19 protein-coding genes, 1 pseudogene and 1 CRISPR repeat array are annotated in these 20,538 nt (G+C 45.2%); of the genes and pseudogenes, 5 read left to right on the forward strand and 15 right to left on the reverse strand.

Annotated elements, in window-relative coordinates; all coding sequences use genetic code 11:
- From QZ918_RS29495 to QZ918_RS29510, 4 genes are all read right to left on the reverse strand, one after another.
- Positions 1 to 2,282: UPF0182 family protein (locus QZ918_RS29495; RefSeq protein WP_293341742.1), on the reverse strand; the 2,282-nt coding region annotated here is incomplete at its 3' end.
- Between the two features lie 298 nt (positions 2,283 to 2,580).
- Positions 2,581 to 3,873: a glutamyl-tRNA reductase gene (locus tag QZ918_RS29500; protein ID WP_293156020.1), complete on the reverse strand. Its 1,293-nt coding sequence runs from the start codon at positions 3,871 to 3,873 to the stop codon at positions 2,581 to 2,583.
- Between the two features lie 187 nt (positions 3,874 to 4,060).
- Positions 4,061 to 5,098 (reverse strand): class II fructose-bisphosphatase, encoded by a 1,038-nt coding sequence (gene glpX, locus QZ918_RS29505; protein ID WP_293156018.1) that lies wholly within the window; start codon positions 5,096 to 5,098, stop codon positions 4,061 to 4,063.
- Between the two features lie 68 nt (positions 5,099 to 5,166).
- The gene (locus tag QZ918_RS29510) at positions 5,167 to 5,406 is read right to left on the reverse strand and encodes a hypothetical protein (protein WP_293341745.1); all 240 of its coding nucleotides are present in this window, start codon (positions 5,404 to 5,406) and stop codon (positions 5,167 to 5,169) included.
- Between the two features lie 487 nt (positions 5,407 to 5,893).
- On the opposite strand from QZ918_RS29510, the gene QZ918_RS29515 reads away from it, so the two are divergent.
- Entirely contained in the window at positions 5,894 to 6,511 is a 618-nt protein-coding gene (locus tag QZ918_RS29515; protein ID WP_293341748.1) for a CP12 domain-containing protein, read from the forward strand.
- A gap of 75 nt (positions 6,512 to 6,586) precedes the next feature.
- Here the strand turns inward: QZ918_RS29515 and QZ918_RS29520 are convergent, their stop codons facing one another.
- The 8 genes from QZ918_RS29520 to QZ918_RS29555 form a co-directional block, all read right to left on the reverse strand.
- Positions 6,587 to 6,709 carry a hypothetical protein gene (locus tag QZ918_RS29520; RefSeq protein WP_293341750.1) on the reverse strand — a complete coding sequence of 41 codons (123 nt, stop codon included), beginning with the start codon at positions 6,707 to 6,709 and terminating at the stop codon, positions 6,587 to 6,589.
- Between the two features lie 18 nt (positions 6,710 to 6,727).
- Complete coding sequence (locus QZ918_RS29525) at positions 6,728 to 7,522, reverse strand: dienelactone hydrolase family protein (RefSeq protein ID WP_293341752.1); 795 nt, start codon at positions 7,520 to 7,522, stop codon at positions 6,728 to 6,730.
- Between the two features lie 252 nt (positions 7,523 to 7,774).
- On the reverse strand, positions 7,775 to 8,692 hold the full coding sequence (locus tag QZ918_RS29530) for a helix-turn-helix domain-containing protein (RefSeq protein ID WP_293341755.1): 918 nt from the start codon (positions 8,690 to 8,692) through the stop codon (positions 7,775 to 7,777).
- A 109-nt stretch (positions 8,693 to 8,801) separates the two neighbouring features.
- Positions 8,802 to 9,188: a VOC family protein gene (locus QZ918_RS29535; RefSeq protein WP_293341758.1), complete on the reverse strand. Its 387-nt coding sequence runs from the start codon at positions 9,186 to 9,188 to the stop codon at positions 8,802 to 8,804.
- A 101-nt stretch (positions 9,189 to 9,289) separates the two neighbouring features.
- On the reverse strand, positions 9,290 to 9,976 hold the full coding sequence (locus QZ918_RS29540; protein ID WP_293341761.1) for an SOS response-associated peptidase: 687 nt from the start codon (positions 9,974 to 9,976) through the stop codon (positions 9,290 to 9,292).
- 150 nt (positions 9,977 to 10,126) lie between these two features.
- Positions 10,127 to 11,071, reverse strand: coding sequence for a UV DNA damage repair endonuclease UvsE (uvsE, locus tag QZ918_RS29545; protein WP_293341763.1), 945 nt, complete (start codon positions 11,069 to 11,071; stop codon positions 10,127 to 10,129).
- A 171-nt stretch (positions 11,072 to 11,242) separates the two neighbouring features.
- Positions 11,243 to 12,895: an ABC1 kinase family protein gene (locus QZ918_RS29550; protein WP_293341766.1), complete on the reverse strand. Its 1,653-nt coding sequence runs from the start codon at positions 12,893 to 12,895 to the stop codon at positions 11,243 to 11,245.
- 54 nt (positions 12,896 to 12,949) lie between these two features.
- On the reverse strand, positions 12,950 to 13,105 hold the full coding sequence (locus QZ918_RS29555; protein WP_293341770.1) for a hypothetical protein: 156 nt from the start codon (positions 13,103 to 13,105) through the stop codon (positions 12,950 to 12,952).
- A 143-nt stretch (positions 13,106 to 13,248) separates the two neighbouring features.
- Here QZ918_RS29555 and QZ918_RS29560 point away from each other — a divergent pair, with 143 nt between their 5' ends.
- The gene (locus tag QZ918_RS29560; protein WP_293341773.1) at positions 13,249 to 13,833 is read left to right on the forward strand and encodes a Uma2 family endonuclease; all 585 of its coding nucleotides are present in this window, start codon (positions 13,249 to 13,251) and stop codon (positions 13,831 to 13,833) included.
- A 130-nt stretch (positions 13,834 to 13,963) separates the two neighbouring features.
- Here QZ918_RS29560 and QZ918_RS29565 read toward each other — a convergent pair whose 3' ends face one another.
- The 3 genes from QZ918_RS29565 to QZ918_RS29575 form a co-directional block, all read right to left on the reverse strand.
- Positions 13,964 to 15,025, reverse strand: coding sequence for a mannose-1-phosphate guanylyltransferase (locus QZ918_RS29565; RefSeq protein WP_293341776.1), 1,062 nt, complete (start codon positions 15,023 to 15,025; stop codon positions 13,964 to 13,966).
- A 362-nt stretch (positions 15,026 to 15,387) separates the two neighbouring features.
- Positions 15,388 to 16,303: direct repeats of the CRISPR family, unit length 37 nt; unit sequence GCCGGAAAATACCTAAACCCCTATCAGGGATTGAAAC.
- Positions 16,304 to 16,477: 174 nt separating this feature from the next.
- Positions 16,478 to 17,377, reverse strand: a complete 900-nt coding sequence (locus QZ918_RS29570) for a trypsin-like serine protease (RefSeq protein WP_293341779.1) — start codon at positions 17,375 to 17,377, stop codon at positions 16,478 to 16,480.
- Between the two features lie 534 nt (positions 17,378 to 17,911).
- The gene (locus QZ918_RS29575) at positions 17,912 to 18,523 is read right to left on the reverse strand and encodes a thylakoid membrane photosystem I accumulation factor (protein ID WP_293341782.1); all 612 of its coding nucleotides are present in this window, start codon (positions 18,521 to 18,523) and stop codon (positions 17,912 to 17,914) included.
- A gap of 316 nt (positions 18,524 to 18,839) precedes the next feature.
- On the opposite strand from QZ918_RS29575, the gene QZ918_RS29580 reads away from it, so the two are divergent.
- The 3 genes and pseudogenes from QZ918_RS29580 to QZ918_RS29590 all read left to right on the forward strand — a co-directional run.
- Positions 18,840 to 19,748, forward strand: coding sequence for an undecaprenyl-diphosphate phosphatase (locus QZ918_RS29580; protein WP_293341785.1), 909 nt, complete (start codon positions 18,840 to 18,842; stop codon positions 19,746 to 19,748).
- A gap of 73 nt (positions 19,749 to 19,821) precedes the next feature.
- Positions 19,822 to 20,115 (forward strand): class I SAM-dependent methyltransferase, encoded by a 294-nt coding sequence (locus tag QZ918_RS29585; protein ID WP_293341788.1) that lies wholly within the window; start codon positions 19,822 to 19,824, stop codon positions 20,113 to 20,115.
- 62 nt (positions 20,116 to 20,177) lie between these two features.
- A pseudogene (locus QZ918_RS29590) lies at positions 20,178 to 20,538 on the forward strand (IS1 family transposase); the annotation flags it as partial.

Here is a 20,538-nt window from a genome sequence, read left to right on the forward strand (position 1 = left end):
ATCGGGTCGGAAGGATTGCTAACGTAAAAATTAACAGAGCCATTGTAGGCGTCAATCACGACTTTTACCGGGTTGCGAATGTAGTTAAATTCATTTTTTCCTGGATCTGAATAGGGGTAGCGCTCGCTCGCTGTATAGCCATCGATAATCCAGTAAAGATAGTTAGGATATTTATCGTTTGCAGGGGGTGATTTTTTAATAGAGTTGCCAGATTGAACTAATTCTTTTTCTATTTCTCCTTTACTGAGATTGGCGTTTGCTACTACTAAATATGGATCGGAATCGTAGCGCAAAAAAGGAGCAATCGCCCGGACTCTTTTGTTAATATTGCGGCGATAAAGTAACTTGGTTTCTGGTGTAAAATTGCGGGTAAGCGCCATTTGCCAATTTTTGAGATAACTCGCAAATAGCAAGCGCTTCCATAGAGAGTCGATCGCAATTCCGCCGGTACCGCTGTAGGTATTGTAAACATTGTCTTGGCCGCTGGGATAGTCGAATTCCTTGACTTTTGTCGGTGCGATGGCGTCTGTATCGGTTACTTCGCCGTAGTAAATGCGCGGATAGCCGATCGGGATACTGGCCCGAATGCTATCTTTAGTTACATCTAAAACAGTATCTCCTGTTTGGGCTGTCACCCCAATATCTTTGACAAAATAATCGGGTAAACCCCCCACACCGACTGTGTTTACGGGAGAAAGAGTAAAGCCGTAACCGTGAGTGTACACGAGGTGTTCGTTTACCCAAGTTTGAGCTTCCGGCGCAACTGCTGTGTAATCTAATTCCCGCGCCGCCAGAATTACTTGCTGGCTTTCCACATCTCCCTTTTTTGCTGTTGTGTTTTTGATTGTGTAGCGATCGATATCAGCATCAGGAAATGTATAATAAGGTCGAATTTGCTGTAACTGGCGGTTGGCTTGCAGCAGTGGCTGTTTGTCCCACAGCCGGATGTTGCTAATAGTAAGTTGATTTTTTTCTAAGTCTTGATATGTAAGTTTTCCGCCTGGATCGAATGTTTTAATTTCAATTTTCTTCAGGTCAAAAGCTTGTTGAGTAAAGGCAATGCTGCGCTGGATGTAGGGGTGTTCGCGCGCTAGTTCGTTGGGTTTGACTGCGAGTTGCTGCACAATTTTTGGCAGCAGCAAACCTAGTAAAAAACTTACAGTCAAAAATGCTAAGATGATTTTTTTTAAGTTATTATTGTTGATGTTTAATTGGAAAACAGGCCAAAGCATGAAAAGTGCGATCGCCCCAGCGACTATACTCAAAAAGCCATAGACGGGAAGCCGCACTGTCACGTCAGCGTAACCAGCCCCATAGGTAACGTCTCCGCGCGAGTACAGCAAGGTATAACAGCCCAGCCAGTACCGGAGTGAGACGGCTACCATGCAAGCTGCTCCCAAGCCGTACAAGTGCCGCTGTTGCGATCGAGAAAAGCCCAAAAATATGCCTTGACTGAGGCTGTTTCCCGCCAGCAAATAGGTTAAAGTGCAAGATACTAAACCGTACACAGATACAACAGTCAGCCCGAAACTTAGTAATTCTAAGATGGGCAAGATAAATACATAAAAGCTAATATCTCGATTGAAAATCGGGTCGGTGATGTTAAAATTAGTAGGGTTGAAAGATTGTAAAAGTTTAGTCCAGCGACTAGCGGCAATTATCCCGATCGCCAAACTGAGCAAAAGAGCGATCGCCCGCAACCAAAAATCCGGCTTAATTGCTACAGCCACAATCATCCCCAGCAGCAAGCCCAACTGCCACCAGCGATCCAATAGCTGTAGCATCCCAAGCTGGATTGACTGAAATCCGAAGTCTATTGGCGGCGCAGACAAACCGCCGACTATCCTAAAATCGCCGATGCTACCGGTGGCTAAGATCCCGCAGTGAATTACTGTTAAACTGGCGATCGCACTTAATCCAAATATCGCCAACAGCAGCCAGGGAAAGGCAATTTGAGATTTAGCAGCAGGTAGTTGATGATTTTTCTTCGTGTTTGGGCCACTTGCGGGCGCGATTAACTGCCTAAAAACAGGTGATTTGATGTTTTCGGTGGGAAGTTGCAGGCGGCGGGCTAGGGCTAAATTTCCGAAGAAGAAGACAGAAGATGCCAAAATTGCGATCGCGCCCAGCAACGCTTGAGTTTTCAGTTTTAACAGCAAAACCTCAAGATATCCAACTTCCTCAAACCAGAGAATTTCTGCCGCAATCCGGGAGGAAAACTCAAAAACTAACCACAGCCCTACAAGCAATAAAATTAATTGATAAATTCGCTTAATAGTCATTAGTTATTAGTTATTAGTTATTAGTTATTAGTTATTTGAGCTAATAAACCCCGTTACTTAATCAGCAAATGGGTAATATCATATCCGGTAGATTACCATAACAATGAAAGTTCGTAGTGCGGACTTCAGTCCGCCATACGGCTGCGGACTGAAGTCCGCACTACGAACCAATCTTATGGCGGTTCACCAACCGGAAACGATATAAGTCCTAATTACATTAAAAGCTAATGCAAAACATCACTAATGACTACTGTCAACTGATTAACGCTGTCAACTGTCAACTGTCAACTGTCAACTGTTAACTGTACTGCTGATTGACATCAACATCCAAATTAAACAGCGTTTGCAAAGTCTGCATCGCTTGTCGGCGCGCCTCAATATCCTGCTGCGCCCGCAACTGCACCATCGGATCGTGCAAAATCTTATTCACAATCCCTCTTGTTAAAGATTCAATCACATCTTGATGTTTCTCCGAAAACTCGGAACCCAGACGCGACAAAGCTTTTTCTAACTCTTGTTCCCGAATCAATTCAATCTTATCTCGCAAACAGCTAATGGTAGGAACAGTTTCTAGACTGCGCCACCAGACATCAAAAGCCTCTACTTCCTGTTCCAGCAAGCCCTCAGCTTCCATTGCCATTTTGCGGCGGCTTTCGTGATTTTGAGCTACCACTGCTTTCAAATCGTCCACATTAAACGACTTCACGTTAGCCAATTCCTTCGCATCCGAGTCAACGTTGCGCGGCACAGAAATATCTACCAACATCAACGGGCGATCGGGTTTTAAGACAGCTTCTAATTTAGCTTTATTTAACAGCGGATCTGTAGCGGCTGTACTGGTAAACACCAAGTCAGAATCCGCAATTACCTGCATCATGTCCGAGAGCAAATGCAAGTGCAATGTAGCATCTTTAAACAAACCGGCCAATTCTTCAGCGCCTCGCATCGATCGATTGACGATCGCAATATGACTCGCTCCTTTCGACAGCAAATGCTGCACCAACAAGCGCGACATCTTCCCAGCACCGATAATCGCAATCCGGCTAGTTGCTAAATGTTGACCTTTTAATTGAGCCAATTCCGCCGCCGCCGAAGAAATCGAAACCGCACCCGTACCAATGCTAGTTTCCGTGCGAACACGCTTCCCGGCTGTCAGAGCTTGCTTGAACAAACGTTCTAAAATTCTGCCAACACCTTTGTACTGCTGGGCGAGTTTGTGAGTTTGTTTCACCTGAGCCAAAATTTGTCCTTCTCCGAGCACCAAACTGTCGAGGCCCGCAGACACTCGCATCAAGTGCATCACCGCATCTTCGTGCAGCAAAATGAACAGGTGAGGGCGCAAAGACTGCAAAGGAAGCTTGCTGCATTCCGAAAGGAACTGCATCACTTCTCGCACTCCCGGCTCTGACTCTGCGGTAACGATATAAATTTCTAAACGGTTGCAAGTGCTGAGGATTGCAACCTCTTGAATGTGGGGGTAGCCGCGCAATTGGGCGATCGCCGCTTCAATCTTTTGTTCTGGAATGCTGAGTTTTTCGCGAACTTCAACCGGCGCTGTTTTGTGGCTGAGACCTACGACTGCAATATTCATGTTTATGATTTGTCACTATTTATTTATTACTTGTCAACAGTCACCTGTTATTAGTTATTAGTTTATCGCTGATTGCTAATAACAGGTTACGGTCAACAGCAAACAGTCAACTATCAATCGTCAACAGCCAACCGTCAACAGCTAACTGTCAACTGTCAACTGTCAACTGTCAACTGTTAACTAATGACTATTTCAATTGCAGAGATTTCGGCTGGTCAAACATATGGATTGTATCCACAAACCGAGCAGTCTTCGACTGAGAAGAAATTACCAAGCTTTCTGTACGAGCGCCGCCGCCAAAGAAGCGAACTCCATCCATCAGCGTTCCGGGAGTAATTCCGCAAGCTGCAAACAGCACAGTTTCTCCAGATGCCAACTCTTCAGCATTGTAAATCTTGTCTGGGTCTGTGATGCCCATTTCTGTCAGGCGAGCGATGTTGCTTTCTTTGCTTTCACCGATCAAACCAGTTTTAACAACAGCCGGATCGTAAATTAACTGACCTTGGAAGTGACCGCCCAAGCAGCGCATTGCTGCTGCGGAAATCACACCTTCAGGTGCTGCGCCAATACCCATCAGGGCGTGGATGTTGGAACCAGAAAACGCGCAAGAAATCGCAGCAGAAACGTCACCGTCGCTGATCAGTCGAACTCTTGAACCTGCTGCCCGAATTTCATTAATTAAATCTTTGTGTCGGGGGCGATCCATGACCACCACCACCAAATCTTCAATACTGCGGCCGAGACAATCAGAGATAATTTTGAGGTTTTGTGTTGGTGTTTTGCGAATATCTACATGATTTTTCGCAGCCGCAGGAGCAGCCAATTTGTTCATGTAAAAATCTGGTGCAGCAAACAAACCTCCTTTCTCAGAGATTGCCAAAACTGCCATAGAACCGTTTTGACCGTAAGCAACTAGGTTAGTACCTTCGCAAGGGTCAACGGCGATGTCAATTTCTACCAATTCATCTGGGTTGCAGAAATCTTTGGCATTTTCTTGGGTACAAATACCCACTTGTTCGCCGATGTAAAGCATGGGTGCGTCATCGCGTTCGCCTTCACCGATCACGATGCGGCCGCGCATATGAATTTTGTTCATGCGTTCGCGCATTGCTTCTACAGCTACGCGATCGGCTTCATCTTTCTCGCCTTTGCCCATCAAGCGAGCGGAAGCAATAGCTGCCTGCTCGACTACTTCAATAATCTCTAAACCGATTACATTGTCCACGAATTAGATCCTCCCAACTTAAGTCCTGCTTGCCTTGTGCTTTTTTGCACTCCCAGCCATCAAGTTTATCAGAGGCGGGGATCTGTGCGAGCGCAAGCAGTTGGTTTGTTTGTGTTAACTTTTACTTCTTTGAGACTGGGGCTGATAAATTGGGCAAAATAAGCTGAAGGCTCGATCGCCCGAATGCTTGACTCTGGCTTGGGCGATCGTCCGAAACAGGCCCGCCCGATCGAGAAATCGCGGACTCTCGGAGGTGAAGGCGGACACAGGGGTAAGTGGCGATCGCGATCGTAAATCAGGCGCCGCACAATGGCGATACACTAGAGTGTATGAGCTGGGAGCAAGAAAAAGTCAGGAACTCAGGTCTAAAGACACTGAGCTTGGTCGCGAGCAAGTCTCGAAGCAAGCTATTCTGACGGGCCTAAGTCTTAACTGACTACGTTATTTAGGTCACGACACCCCGGAATGCGAAGCTAGTTCCTCGCTCTGTCGTTTGCAATTAAACAGTTCTAAAGTCACTGGAACAGTGTTGCAAGCCTAACAAGCCTTTATAACATTGACCGACAAGCTAACTTCACCCCGCAAGGGAGGCCCAACAAAGGCAAACCATTATGCGTACAGGATTGTGAAGCTTGAAATGGTAATTGTCCCATTGAAAGTACATTACAAAAGTACACCGAGTTAAACAATTCCAAGGCGGTAATGGACAGAAAGATTCACGGTGGTTAAAACCACCCGCGTCGTTTCCCTCTCAGGTCTAAAGACTCGCTCATTTCCCACTTACCAAACTATTTTATGATGATGAAAGCCCAAGATATCATGACAAAGGAAGTTGTCACCATTCGCGGTTCGGCAACGGTAGCTGAAGCAGTGGCGATGATGAACGAACTCTGTCTGCGCGCCCTAATTGTGGAACGCCGCCACGAACAAGACGCCTATGGCATTGTCACAGAAACCGATATTGTTTACAAAGTAACAGCCTACGGAGTAGACCCGCAAAAAGTCCGCGTCTTCGAGATTATGACCAAACCGTGCATCACGGTGAATCCCGACTTGGGCGTGGAATATGTGGCGAGGTTGTTCGCCAATACCCGCATCCGTCGAGCTCCGGTGATTAAGGACAAACTGCTGGGCATTATTTCGGTAACGGATATTTTGACAAAAAGCGATTTTGTTGAGAAGCCGAAAAGTGTTGTCTTTGAGGATGAAATTCAAAAGGCGATCGCCGATGCTAGAACAGTCTGTTCGCAAAAAGGCGCTACATCTAAAGAGTGCGCGGTAGCCTGGGACATCGTAGAAGAAATGCAGGCTGAGGCCGCTCACCAGCGATCGATCAAGCTTGACAAAACGGCTTTTGACGAGTATTGCGAGGAAAATCCCGACGCGGCAGAAGCGCGGATGTACGACAGTTAAGTTAGTCAGTTGACAGTTGACAGTTGGTAGAAATCAGTTGACAGTTGACAGTTGACAGTTGACAGTTGGTAAAAATCAGTTGACAGTTGACAGTTGACAGAAGCTAAAAATCAGTTGACAGTTGACAGTTGACAGTTGACAGTTGACAGTTGGTAGAAAGCTGAATTTTTGATTGTGCCTTCTACCATCTGCTTTCAAAGACTAACGATCTCGCTGCTAATCTTTAAGTTTGTTTTGAAAAAGTGCAATAACCTGTTGCCACGCATCAGCAGCAGCTTCTCTGTTTATATTAGGGTGTTCTGCTAAAAACGGGTACTTATCTACGAAAAATGCACCAAAGAATCCATGTCCTGCATCGTATCGAAATACACGATGATTGATTTGATGTTTCTGTAGTTCTGCCTCGATTTTGAGGGTTTCTTCCTGTGAAACCAATGTATCCTGCGTACCAAAAAATGTATAAATCGTGCCTTTAATTTCCGAAGTGCGATCGATAGTTGGAGTAGATTCTCCATAGCTAGAAGTTGTAATCCCCCCACCATAAAACGAAGCACTTGCTTTGACATCCTGTAAAGTTGCAGCCATATAAGCAATATGACCGCCAAAGCAAAAACCAATGCAGCCAATAGAGTCAGATTTAACGTTGGGTAATGTTTTGAGATAGGCAATCGTTGCTTGAATATCGCTGAATATTTCCCAATATTTTACTTGTTGATAGTATTGCAGCCCCAATTGGTAAGCTTCTGGACTGTAACCAATATCTGGTTTGCTAAACCCAAATTCAAAACCGGGTGCAATACGTTGATACATCGCCGGTGCAATTGCTATGTATCCTTGTTGTGCTATCAATTCGGTAATATCCCGAATATTTTCATTTACACCAAAGATTTCGTGAAACACCATAACCGCAGCAAAATTTCCCTTTTCTACTGGTTGGGCTAAGTAAGCATCGATTTGTAAGTTGTTGTTAATAACTTTGACTGTTGTGGTATTAATTTCGCAATTTTTCATTTGCTTTCTCCAGCTTCGAGCGTTCAGTTTCAATACAGTTGGGTTAAGACTGTTAATTCCCCGGAGATCCCCCTAAATCCCCCTTAAGAAGGGGGACTTTGAGTAAGTTCTTATCCCCCCCTTTGTAGGGGCGGTGCCCCCGTGCCCGCCCTCTTAGCTAGGGGGTACAGGTCTTATCTGAACCGTATTGAGTCTTAGCTTAGAAAATTGGGGATTCTGAATTCTAGAAAAAAATTGCGCTCTTTTATTAGATTATTGCGATCGCCCGGATTGGAATTGTTTCGGTGTCATCCCCAGCAGACGCTTGAAACATTGAGTGAAGTGACTTTGATCGCAAAATCCGACTCGAAAAGCAATATCTGCGATCGTAACTTCGCTCTGGCGTAACAAATGCTTGGCTTTGTCGATGCGGCGCTGCAAGATATACTGGTGAGGTGTTAAGCCCGTACTTTGTTTGAAGAGACGTAAAAAGTGATAAGGACTGATTTGGGCGATCGCAGCAAGTTCAATTAGCTTGATGTCTTGATGAAGATGTTCGTTAATATATTCGGTTATCTGTTGCAGTTTTAATTTAGATAATCCATCCGCATAGCTGGAAAGCCGAGGTTGTGCGGTGCAATAATTCCGCAACAGGTGAATCGCTAATGCGGTTTTAAGACTATCAACCAGCAAATAACCTCCTATTTGACCAAATTCTAATTCTTGTCTTAAAGCACCGAATATCCCTTGAATCAGGATATCTTGCTCTGTCATGTAATGAGGGATGAGTTCAATGCGATCGCAATTTACCAAATCTTGACCCACTTGTTGCAGGAGTGCAGGGGCGATCGCCAAAATGGTAAACTGAGCCAAGGTATTCCAATTGCAGCGCTGGGAAATACCCGCCGGAATCACCGCAATGTCTCCCTGATTCCGGGCTTCTGTTTTCAGCTTACCATCCAACCACCGTTCTCCCGATCGCTCTCCCGATACCTCAACATCAGGACAATGGGCAATAACGTGCCATGTACCTTGATGTTCGGGCGTATCAAACTGCGGCTGTTGATGGTGTTCGTAATAGATTTTATCCCATCCCGAACTTCTCAGGACAGCAGGCTGAGGCAAGAAAAAATCGGTTGCCTTTTCTTGGCTGAAGTCAAGCAGTTTTACCTCTGCTTCTGATGTTCTCATCTTTTATAGTTAGCGCGCTGGTAGTCAGAAACCGGGTTTTTACCAGAATAGTCGATCGCAGTCCAGAAACTCGAAAAAACCCGGTTTCTTGAGTAGGTTCGGAAAAATCTTAACTGTTTGGTTCAATCATACAAAACACGTTCAGCTTATTGCCATCAAGATCCCGAAAATATCCCGCATAAAACCCCGGCAAAGCGTCTCTTGGCCCTGCTGCTCCTTCATCCTGAGCGCCAAGTGCGATCGCCTTATTGTAAACTAAATTGACTTTTTCTGGACTGTCAACTTGAAGTGCTATCATGACGCCATTGCCAACAGTTGCTTTGTTGCCGTCGAATGGTTTGGTAACAGCAAGTGCTGGTAGCCCTGGAGAAACGCTCCATGCGATAAATTCCTCCATTTCCATGAATCGTGTAGCCCCAATTTCAGCCAGCAAAGCATCATAAAACTTGGCTGCACTTTGCAAATCGTTTGTACCGAGGGTAACATATCCGATCATATTTTTTGTCCTTTGCCTAATGTTGAGATGAAGAAAAGTATTTGAGCAAATAACAACAGAGTTTAACTGTAATCCTCCTCGACTTCTTAGTAGACGCGGTTTCAACCGCCCAGAGATAAGGGCATAGCTTGAATGCACTCGGGGCTGTCTTTAGTTGGACTGTTGACGATCGCACTTACCGCATTTGCTATCATTGCTGCTGGATCGTAGGGCTTTAACAGCGGTAGAACCTGCTGAGCATTTTTAATTGAGGGGTCAAGCCACTCTTCCCAAACGCTTGCGGGCAAAATCACCGGCATTCGATCGTGCACGGGATGTACAGTTTCGTTAGCAGCAGTAGTAATTATACTGCAAGATACAATGTTTTCTGCTTCGGGAGATTCCCAATTTTCCCACAAACCGGCAAACGCAAACGGTTCGCGGTTTGCCATTGTAAAATAGTAAGGTTGCTTTTTCTTGCCCTGCGGTTGCCATTCCAAGAAGCCGTCAGCGATTATCAAACAACGCCTGTGCTTGATGGCGCTGCGAAAAGCGGGTTTTTCGGCTACTGTTTCCGATCGGGCATTAATCGTATGGCTGGCGATTTTCATATCTTTTGCCCAACTGGGAATCAATCCCCAGCGCATAAATTGAAACTGTCGCTCAATCTTTTCGGAATTGACTGTGACGGTAGCAATTGATTGAGTTGGAGCGATATTGTATCGCGGTTTGATGTCGGGAATTTCCGAGATTTTGAAGAATTCGGCGATGATTTTAGCTGGAGTATTTAACGTGAATCTGCCGCACATAATTGCTCACATTATTTATAGTTTATAATACGGTTCGTAGTGAGGACTTTAGTCCGCATCTATGAAGGACTAAAGTCCTCACTACGAACCAATTTGAGTGCGATGGTTTTATTTCGACACGATATTAAAATTGTCGGATTCCCCGAGTCGCTACACGATATTGCTTAATTCGGGAATCTTGGCAGCCAGCCATTCTTTCCGCAACTTGTCAATAGCTAACTCTTTAAATTTAGCTTCTACTTCAATCCAAGGAGCATCATAATAACAATCGGGCATATCTGCAATCAAGTCGCTGTGGCGCGGATCGGCAAAAAATTCTCGGCCATTTGATATGTGTACTAATTGCCATTCGGGAACAGGCCAAGAAGTGCGGGCAGCTGCTAGCATTTCGGCCACATTCGGATCGTTGTAAGTTTCTAAATGTTCGTGAATGACGTGGTGGTGCGCGTCAAAAACCAGCGGTACTGCGGTATCGAGACAAACGTCTAATAGTTCTGAGGTACTGTAAGCGTATTCGTCATTTTCAAAGGTTAAGCGCGATCGAATTGATTCGGGTAAATCGCGGATGACTGACTTGAGTTGCGAACTGCGATCGCCCTTACCGCCGTGAATGTTCATCAGTGCGTAGGGCGATCGGGGCTGTCCCAACATATCCATAATTAAAGCATGAGTCGCCAGAATTTTAATGCTGTTTTTCACAACATCAGGCTTGTCGGAACTGAGGACAACAAATTGATCGGGGTGGAACACCAAACGGATATTGAGGTCAATTGCGCGATCGCCCACTACGCCCACTTCCCCACTCATGGAAGTTAACACTATTTCCCCCAAATCTGTATCTGCAAAAGGGAAGAGTGCAGAAGTCATGCGATACAGTTTAATGTTATTTGCATAGCAGAAATCTATCGCTTTGTCAAGTCGTTTTAAGTTATCTGCATACAACTCGCGCAACACTTTTTCTTGTTCGATTTCTGTTAGCTGCAACAACCGCTTCCGCGTGACCGTGCGGAAACGAACTGCATCGGAAGCCGTAATGCAGACTAATCCTAATTCTGGCTGTTTTTGACTTAATAACACTTGGTTAATATTGCTCATTCAAAATAATATCTAGCTTTAATCTTATTTTAACATAGGTTCGTAGTAAGGACTTCAGTCCTTAATTTGGAGGGACTTGCATTCCCCACTACGAACCTGAATTTAATTTAGGTTCGTAGTAAGGACTTTAGTCCTTAATTTGGAGGGACTGAAGTCCCCACTACGAACCTTTCAACTCCGCAAACGACCCGATCGCAAAATGCTAACAATCAGCCACAAACCCAAAAAACTCGCCGCCCCAAACAAACCGTTGCTCAAAAAAGATAGCTGAGCAGTTTGCGCGTTAGAAGAAATAATTGCCGCCCCCACAATCAGCGAACCTACGACAATACTAAAAGAAAGCCTGTTCGCAGAATCACCCACAGTGCGGCGCAGCGGGTCGAGTTCTTTGATGCTCAAGTTCCACTTCAAAGTTTCTGAAGTAACCCGGTCTAAAAGCACTTCCACCTGTCGCGGAGATTGCAAAGATAAGCTTTTCAGATCCAGGGCAGTTCTCAGCAGAGCTTGCACCGGATCGTCTCCTAATAACTGACGGCGAAACATATCGGTCATCAGCGGTTTGACTTGCTCTACAATATTAAATCGGGGATTGAAAGAACGCGCCAGTCCTTCCAAATTAGCTAAAGTTTTTGCATACAAACCGAGATTGCTGGGTAGCCTGATTTTATTTTTGCGGGTGATTTCCAGCACTTCATAAAATATTTCCGACAAGTTCATTTGCGACAAGCTGACATTATAATACTTACGCAGCATTCGAGCTAAATCGTTTTCGAGATTAGCTAAACTTTTAGGTTGAGCAAATTCTGCCATTTGCAATGTTAATTGAGCGCAGCGCTGAGCGTCTAAATCGACAATTGACAGCAACATTTCTGTCAGATTCTGTTGGGTGCGCGGGTCTAATCTGCCGACCATGCCGCAGTCGAGCAGGGCAATTCGGCCGTCTTTGAGATAAAATAAATTGCCGGGATGCGGGTCGGCGTGGAAGAATCCGTCGATATACAACTGTTGGAAGAAAACACGGCAAAGCAGGGTTGTAATTTCTTCGCGTTCGGCATTGATATCTCCTTTGTGACCAATTCCTTGCAAATCGCCTAACAAAATTGGCACTCCGTTCAGCCATTCCATTACTAAGAGTTTTTTTGTGGTCAACTCCCAGTTAATTTCTGGTAGCACAACTTGTTTGGGGTCAAACCATTTACTTTTAGATAAGTTGGTACGCAATTCGTCGGTGTAGTTGGCTTCTTGAATGAAGTCTAATTCTGCACGCAGGGCGATCGCAAATTCTTCTGCTAGGGCGACAATATCGTATTGTTGACCGAAGTCTGTGAGCATGACAAGTTCTGCCAAACCTCGGAGCACGGCGATATCTTGTTCGATGACAATATCAATCCCGGGGCGCTGAACTTTTAGGGCGACTTCGCGGCCGTCTTTTAAGGTAGCTTTGTGGGTTTGGGCGATCGACCCTGCTGCGATCGCCTGAGTGTTAAATTTAGCGAAGGTATCTTCGATCGACTGTTTGAGTTCCAGCCGCACGATGGCTTCTACTTCCGACCACGGTACGGGCGGCACTTCGGCTTGTAGGGTGGAGAGGGTTTCGATGTATGCGGCCGGTAACAAGTCGGGGCGGGTACTCAGCAATTGTCCCAGTTTAACAAAAACCGGGCCTAATTCGACGAGGATGTTGCGGAGAACTGCGGGAGTTGGGAGACTGGGTGCGTCGGTTTTGCGGCCGGTTAGGAGGCTTTTCATGTAGTCCCAACCGTTGCGGAAGACGACCTCTAGAATTTCTCCTTTGCGAGAAGTGTTTTGAACTAGGCTGAACACGTGGCCTCCGGGTCGATCGGGTTTAAGGACTCTACACTTACTAGGATAGCGCTGTTAACCAAGCTGACCATTGTCTTGAGGAATAACTTGGAGGGAATAGCGCAAAGGGCGCGATTCAGCCAAGAGGGATAGCTGCGCCGCGCGTACTTTGGGGTGTGGGGGAGGGCGATGGCGTTCCGCCCCGCAAGCTACGATTTTTGGCAGTGGCATTAATCCTCATGCTAATATTATAGTTAAACCAGACACGATATTTTGATGATTAAATTGATTGAGTTGAAAAGTTGTGTCAAAGACTTGAATTAGTAAGTTATTACAAGCCAAATTCTAAATGTGTTTCAAACCCTATAAAAAACATGATTGCCATCCAATCTCCTGCAACCTCGATCGAATTATCCATCAATTTAACTGACGAGCAATTTTTTGAGCTTTGTCAGAACAACCGCGATTATCAATTTGAACGTACAGCATCAGGGGAATTAATTATTATGGCACCGACAGGCAGTGAAACTAGCAGACGTAATGCTGACTTAACATCTCAAGTCCGAGTCTGGAACAGTGAAACTAAACAGGGAGTTGTTTTCGACTCTTCAGGAGGTTTCACCCTCCCGAATGGTGCCGATCGCTCTCCTGATGCCTCTTGGGTCAAAAAAGAACGGTGGGATGCTTTAACTCCCGAACAAAAAGACAGTTTTGCTCCTTTGTGTCCCGATTTTGTGGTCGAGTTGCGATCGAAGACTGATTCGTTGAAAAAGCTGCAAGATAAAATGCAAGAATATATAGATAACGGTGCGAGATTGGGTTGGTTAATTGACAGGCAAAATCGGCGGGTAGAAATTTATCGCCCCGGTCAAGATGTGGAAATTCTCCAAAATCCTGCTACACTCTCAGGGGAAGATGTACTGCCGGGTTTTGTGTTGGATTTAGCAGAAATTATGTAAATAGTTGACAGATGCGAGTTGCGTCACTAAAATTTCCTAGGTTCGTAGTGAGGACTTTAGTCCTTGTTATAGAATCGGAAAAGAAAGGACTAAAGTCCTTACTACGAACCAGTTTTTTATTGTTGTGTCCTTACAATAAATCTTTCAACTTCTCATCTTCTCCTAACACCTTGATGACCTGTTTTATCTCCTGCGTCCTGTCCTTTTTCACAATCAAAGTCACATTCCCATCTCTGACAACGACGACATCTTCCAAACCGATGGTGACAATTACTTCATTCTCATCCGCTGCATAAAAAATAGCGTCTTTGGTATCAATGCCGACGTGTTTTGCTAACTCGACATTCGGCTTGTCTCCTTGCAGCAAACGGCCGATCGCATTCCAGTCACCCAAATCGTCCCAACTAAAGCCTACAGGCAAAACACAAGCTTTTTGCGTCTTTTCCATCAGCGCGTAATCGATGCTAATTTTCGGCAATTCGGAGTAAGCTGCGGCGCCTTTTGCTTCCAAAGCGGCCATCATTTCCGGCACATAATTTCGCAATTCTGTCAAGACTGTGCCGACTCGAAATACGAATATTCCGCCATTCCAGCTAAACTTGCCGCTGTTTACAAATTCCTCAGCCGTGGTGCGATCGGGCTTTTCGGTAAATCTCGCCACCCGATAAGCTGGAAAACCGCCAAAATTGCCAATTTCCTCGCCTTGTTCGATGTAGCCGTAGCCAGTGGAAGCATAACTCGGTTTGACTCCCAAAGTCGCGATCGCACTTTCATTTCTCGCCAACTCCGCCGCGGCTTCCAAAGTTTTGACAAACTCCTCCGGTTCCCCAATCCAGTGATCCGCCGGGAAAAACCCGACAACCGCATCCTCACCGTAACGCTTCGCAGTTTCGATCGCAGTCCAAGCCACTGCGGGCGCTGTATCCCGGCCTTCCGGTTCCGCCAGCAAATTCTCGGGAGGTAGCAGCGGCAATTGTTCGCGCACTCCCGCCGCCAGCATTTCGGATGTGACTACCCACAAATCTTCCCAACCGTTACCTAATGTTAATAGTCTTTCCGCTGTGGCTTGCAGCAAACTCTTGCCGCTACCGTCGAGACTGAGAAACTGTTTGGGGCGCTGCTTGCGGCTGAGGGGCCAGAAGCGTTCGCCTTTACCGCCGGCGAGGATTACGGGAATTAAGGTTTTGGTCATGGTTTGCAGTTAAAGGGTTATGATCTATTTTGCTCGACAGCTTATAATTATGGAGAGAATTGTTGGTGTGTGTGGGCGGTAAGGGCGATCGGGCAATATTTTTTGGCTGAGATTTCGCTAACCAGTAGGTGTAAAAATTGGGGTGTGAAATTTTGAGGCTATAATGTAGATAGTGCAAGGGTTTGAGGCTCTATATCTAAAAAGGAGGCTAGCGAAATAGCTGCGATCGTTGATAGATAAGGATTTGAAGGTAAGATGCCAAGTCATGGGTTGACAACTCGAAGTCTGAAATGGTACTTTAAGACGAGGTTAGCGAAACTGAACCTTGAAAACCAAATACAGCAAGGCCTCTGGAGCGGGCGGCCGGAAAATACCTAAACCCCTATCAGGGATTGAAACCGTAAAGCAATTAAAGCTGTGGCTCGTGGGGTCAACCTCTCAGGCCGGAAAATACCTAAACCCCTATCAGGGATTGAAACCTGAAATCAAAATAGGCTCGCCCGTCCCTGGGTCAGCCGGAAAATACCTAAACCCCTATCAGGGATTGAAACATCCAAAACCAATCCTTGAAAGGATTGCAGCCAACGCCGGAAAATACCTAAACCCCTATCAGGGATTGAAACTTCCAAAAGCCATTGATGAAAATTCTCCCACGCTTTTACATGCCGGAAAATACCTAAACCCCTATCAGGGATTGAAACTCTCGGATGCGGATGGATGCTTTATTAGCTGCCGATCGCCGGAAAATACCTAAACCCCTATCAGGGATTGAAACTCAGAGAATCAACTCTCAGTATAAGCATTCTTAGCCGGAAAATACCTAAACCCCTATCAGGGATTGAAACAGCGCTTCTTCATTAGTGGCAAAGAAAAACTTTGCGCCGGAAAATACCTAAACCCCTATCAGGGATTGAAACCGAAGAGATTATTGCGGATGCTAGAGAGCTTGCGCCGGAAAATACCTAAACCCCTATCAGGGATTGAAACTTGCTCCGTGAGATACTGACCGTGCGGATCGACCTCCGCCGGAAAATACCTAAACCCCTATCAGGGATTGAAACTATTGCTCGAAAAGTTTCTGTTAATTTTAATGGTAACGCCGGAAAATACCTAAACCCCTATCAGGGATTGAAACCTTGGCGCGCAGCTTCAGCAGGATCGATAGTTAGCGCCGGAAAATACCTAAACCCCTATCAGGGATTGAAACATCGAAATAGACCTAAATGACCCAAATCTGAAAAGCCGGAAAATACCTAAACCCCTATCAGGGATTGAAACACGGAATCTTGGAAAACTTAATCGGCGACTCTTTAAGCCGGAAAATACCTATTTCCCCATCTAGGGCTTGAAACGCAAGCCCGATCGCCCGATCGCACTCAAAAACCGAGTCTTTTGGGCGATCGTACTTTAAAATCAGCCAAAATCAGCCGTAATTAGCCTACACTCTTATCGCTAATTTCTTGTCACCTTATCGATCCAACCAGCATAAAACGACACCCGCGTATCGCCAGAAATTTCGCCAAAACTGCCGTTATCATCCAGATTATCAATATCCGCGATGTTTGTTTTGAAAAATCCGCGATCGCTGTAACCCCAAGAACTAATCCCCGCAATCTTCCCCTCCACAAACGACGGCCCGCCGGAATCTCCGCTAGCTGTGGCGATTTCATTTTTCCCCAAACCGCGATCGCGCAACCTCGGAAAATGCCTCCCCAAAGTATCGCGTTGCGCGCTTCCATCATCAAAATCAAAGATTAATTGACCGCCCAAAACCAACTCCGACATATCTGATTCTGTAGCATCTTTCAAAACATCAATTAAAGCATCATAGCGATTCTGTCCGCCATATCTTCTCGCCTCCGAATTAGAATTTTCATCTTGTCCCTTCGCACCTAAACCAGTATATCCGTATCCCACCTTTGTAAAAATTTTGCCCAATTCATTTTTACTTCTATTTATTTCGTACTGTTCGATACTTGACGGTGCGGTTTTTTTCAGCTTTAAAATAGCAATATCGTTGCCAACCTCCGACTCGTAACCAGTCCAGCCCGGATGGATGTAATAGTTGCTGACGGGAATGCTAACTTCACCGCTGGGTAATTTAAAATTTGCTTTGATTGCTGTTTCTGCCGGCACCTTGACTCCCCCTTCGTTCAGGCAATGGGCGGCCGTGATAATGTACAATCCTCCTGTTAGCAGCGAACCCGTACATTGAGCAGGTTCGAGATAGGCGACACCTGTATATTGATTTAAAGCTAAAGGTTTGCGGGAACTGCTGTCACCAAAAGCACTAATTATAGAGTTGGCGATTTCTGCTGTTTGTAAAACTAAGAAAACAGTTATCACTGCCATTAACAAAATTTTGATTGCCGACTTCATTTTTGAGATTAAATTGATTGGAGAAATCTTATACCAATTTTTAACGAAATAACAGTATTCTTGTCCCCCCCCTGATTCATGGGGGGGCTAGGGGGGGTCGAAGAGTGTTGCACAATTTTAGATAATTGGTATTACATTAAATCCAGTATCCTCGGAATTAATGTTACCCACGATCGAGACACTGCACGTGCCTTTCGTGTCAATTTAACGCCAAACCTTTTCAGAGACTACTGTTCGACGATTAAGTCTAGATCCCCCCTAACCCCCCTTCCCAAGGGGGGGACAGGAATCTTCTCACAGTGGGTCTTCTTAAGTAAGGGGGGATTTAGGCTGGCGATTAATCAATGTATTTAAAATCGTATTGAGGGGACAGGAATCTTCTCAAAGTCCCCCGACCTAAGGGGGATTTAGGGGGATCTAGTCTCCGCTAGAAACGAGAGATACAAAGATTTTTAACCTTAACTTGAAACTCCTTGGACTCTTGGAGTGTCATGTTATTGCAATATTTTACTTCGACAATTCGATGTTGAGTTCGTTGACAACGCGCCGTTTCAAGGGAAGAGATTTTTCTCTAGGAAGCAAGTCGAATACTTTCCGAAAGGCATCATCTACCTTCTCAAAAGGTATTTGTCCTTTTTCGTTAAAAACTACTTTTCCCGATTGGTCGAGGATGACAGTTTGAGGTACGAAACCTTCGTAATAATGACCGGGTTCGGTTATTTTGGGTGAAGGTTCCGAAGGTAAAGAGTCAATGCTGACGGGGATAAAATCGGCTTCACGGCCGTAAAATTCCTGGAGGTTTGAGACGACGATCGCGTATTGCTTCGAGTCGCTACTGTCGTCAGTGTAAAAAACTAACAACGCGGGTTTTTTGCGGTTGAAAGAATCAGTCAGTTTGACTTTAGGAGGAACTAGCGAACCGTTCCCCGCGTACAGGGCAAAGATAGTGCCGTCGAAGCGATCGTCCGTGAGTGTTGCGTAGGCTGGCGGCTGACCGGTGAGCAGTATCAAGCTAAGTGCGATCGCCACAGTAAAAATACTGACCGACAAGATTCGCCGCAGCGAGCTGATGCCAGAAGCAGCAGTAACAATTAATTTTTTGGATTCGGAAAATATCATAGGTTGTTGGCACTTTCTGTAAGCTGGCTTCACTAGATGCAAAAACTTTTCTAATTGTATCAGCAACTGTATGCAAATGTTGCTGATTAGGTTAAGGTGGTTTTTGATTGAGGAGCTTAATTCTCTTTTAGTTGCAATCTACAGTAGGATTCAACTGACAGAATGCACCTCTCCCAATCAGCCTTTCAGCGGCAACAACCCGCACCCGATCCACCAGAAAATTTATGTGCTGTGGAATTGTAACAGGAACTCGTTCCTGAAAATGGTGGAAAATCTTAGATTAAACAAAGAACTGACAACAGAGAACTGACAACTTATGATAGCTTTACTTGACGTACTCCTGGCCCAGACGCCGGCCGTCCCTAGCAACGCGCAGCATGAGATTAATATATTGCAGGCGATCGTTTTAGGTATGGTGCAAGGATTAACAGAATTTTTGCCCATCAGCAGCAGCGCTCATTTGAAGGTAGTCCCAGTAGCCCTGGGATGGGGCGATCCTGGTGTTGCTTATGTTGGTGTAATTCAGTTGGGCAGCATTGTGGCAGTGCTGTGGTATTTTTGGAAAGACTTGACAAATATAGCTATTGGTGCATTTAAAGCTATTACCAGCTCAGACTACGAATCGCAAGAGTTTCGGATGGCCCTGGGAATTGGTTTGGGAACTATACCGATTATCTTTTTTGGACTGCTGATCAAGATATTTGTTAAAGATTTTGATAAATCACCGCTGCGGAGTTTGGGGGCGATCGCGATTGCGTCTATTGTCATGTCACTATTGTTAGCGATCGCCGAAAAAACTGGCAAGCGCGAACGGGATTACGAAAAATTAGATATCAAAGATGGTATTTTAATGGGATTAGCTCAAGCAATGGCAATAATTCCTGGTGTTTCGCGATCGGGTTCCACCCTAACAGCAGGATTGTTCCTCGGATTGCAAAGAGCCGCCGCCGCGCGGTTTTCTTTCCTGTTAGGAATTCCGGCAATTACTCTGGTTGGTTTAGTGGAATTGAAAAGTGCTTTGGGTGAAGGTGCCGGCGACGCTGGAGTTGTAGCTTTGATAGTCGGAACAATTTCAGCTTTTATTTTTTCCTATATTTCGATCGCCTGGCTGATGAAGTTCCTGCAAACTCAGAATACTTGGGTGTTTGTCTGGTATCGGCTGGCCTTTGGCGTAGCGATTTTAACCGCGCTTGCAGGTGGCGTATTGCAAAATCCACAAGGATAAAATAAATTTTGTAGGAGTGGCAAAAGTCGCTCCTACTCTACCTGCTAGCCGCCAAAAATCACACCATTTAATTATGACTGCATATCACGAATCCATCATCGATCAGTTCACCCGTCAAGCTGTGCCATTCTCTAACTTGTACGGCCACACAAATCAAGAATCTCTCGATTTACTGATGAAGATGGCAAGCGTATCTGACAATGATACAGTTCTAGATGTGGCTTGCGGCCCCGGTATTGTGGCCTGTGCTTTTGCGGCAGTTTCCAATCGCGTTACGGGCATAGATTTAACACCGGCAATGCTAGAACAAGCCCAGATTTTGGCACAGCAAAAAAACTTGACTAATCTCTCGTGGCGGCGTTGCTGAACCTTGGTATGATAAAATAGTCGTCGGAGCGTCACAAATCACACACATTTAAGAGGAATATTATGCAATGCCCGGAATGTCAGTCAACTCATATCAATAAAAATGGTCACAAGAAAGGCAAGCAGAATTATATTTGCGTCACCTGTAAAAGACAATTTATAAACGATTATCAACTACAAAGAGGATATTCGGAAGAAGTGAAACACGAATGTCTAAAAATGTATGTTAATGGCATGGGTTTTCGAGCCATTGAAAGAGTCAAAAATGTACATCATACTACAATGATTAATTGGGTCAAACAAGCTGGAGAACTCTTGCCAAATTGTTACGAGGAGAGAAACGACTCCTTCGGTTGGAGAATTAGATGAATTACAAACATTTGTCGGTTCAAAAAAAAATAAAACCTGGCTGTGGACGGCGGTA

The sequence above is a fragment of the Microcoleus sp. CAWBG58 genome (genome assembly GCF_020883045.1).
Taxonomy (GTDB): Bacteria; Cyanobacteriota; Cyanobacteriia; order Cyanobacteriales; family Microcoleaceae; genus Microcoleus.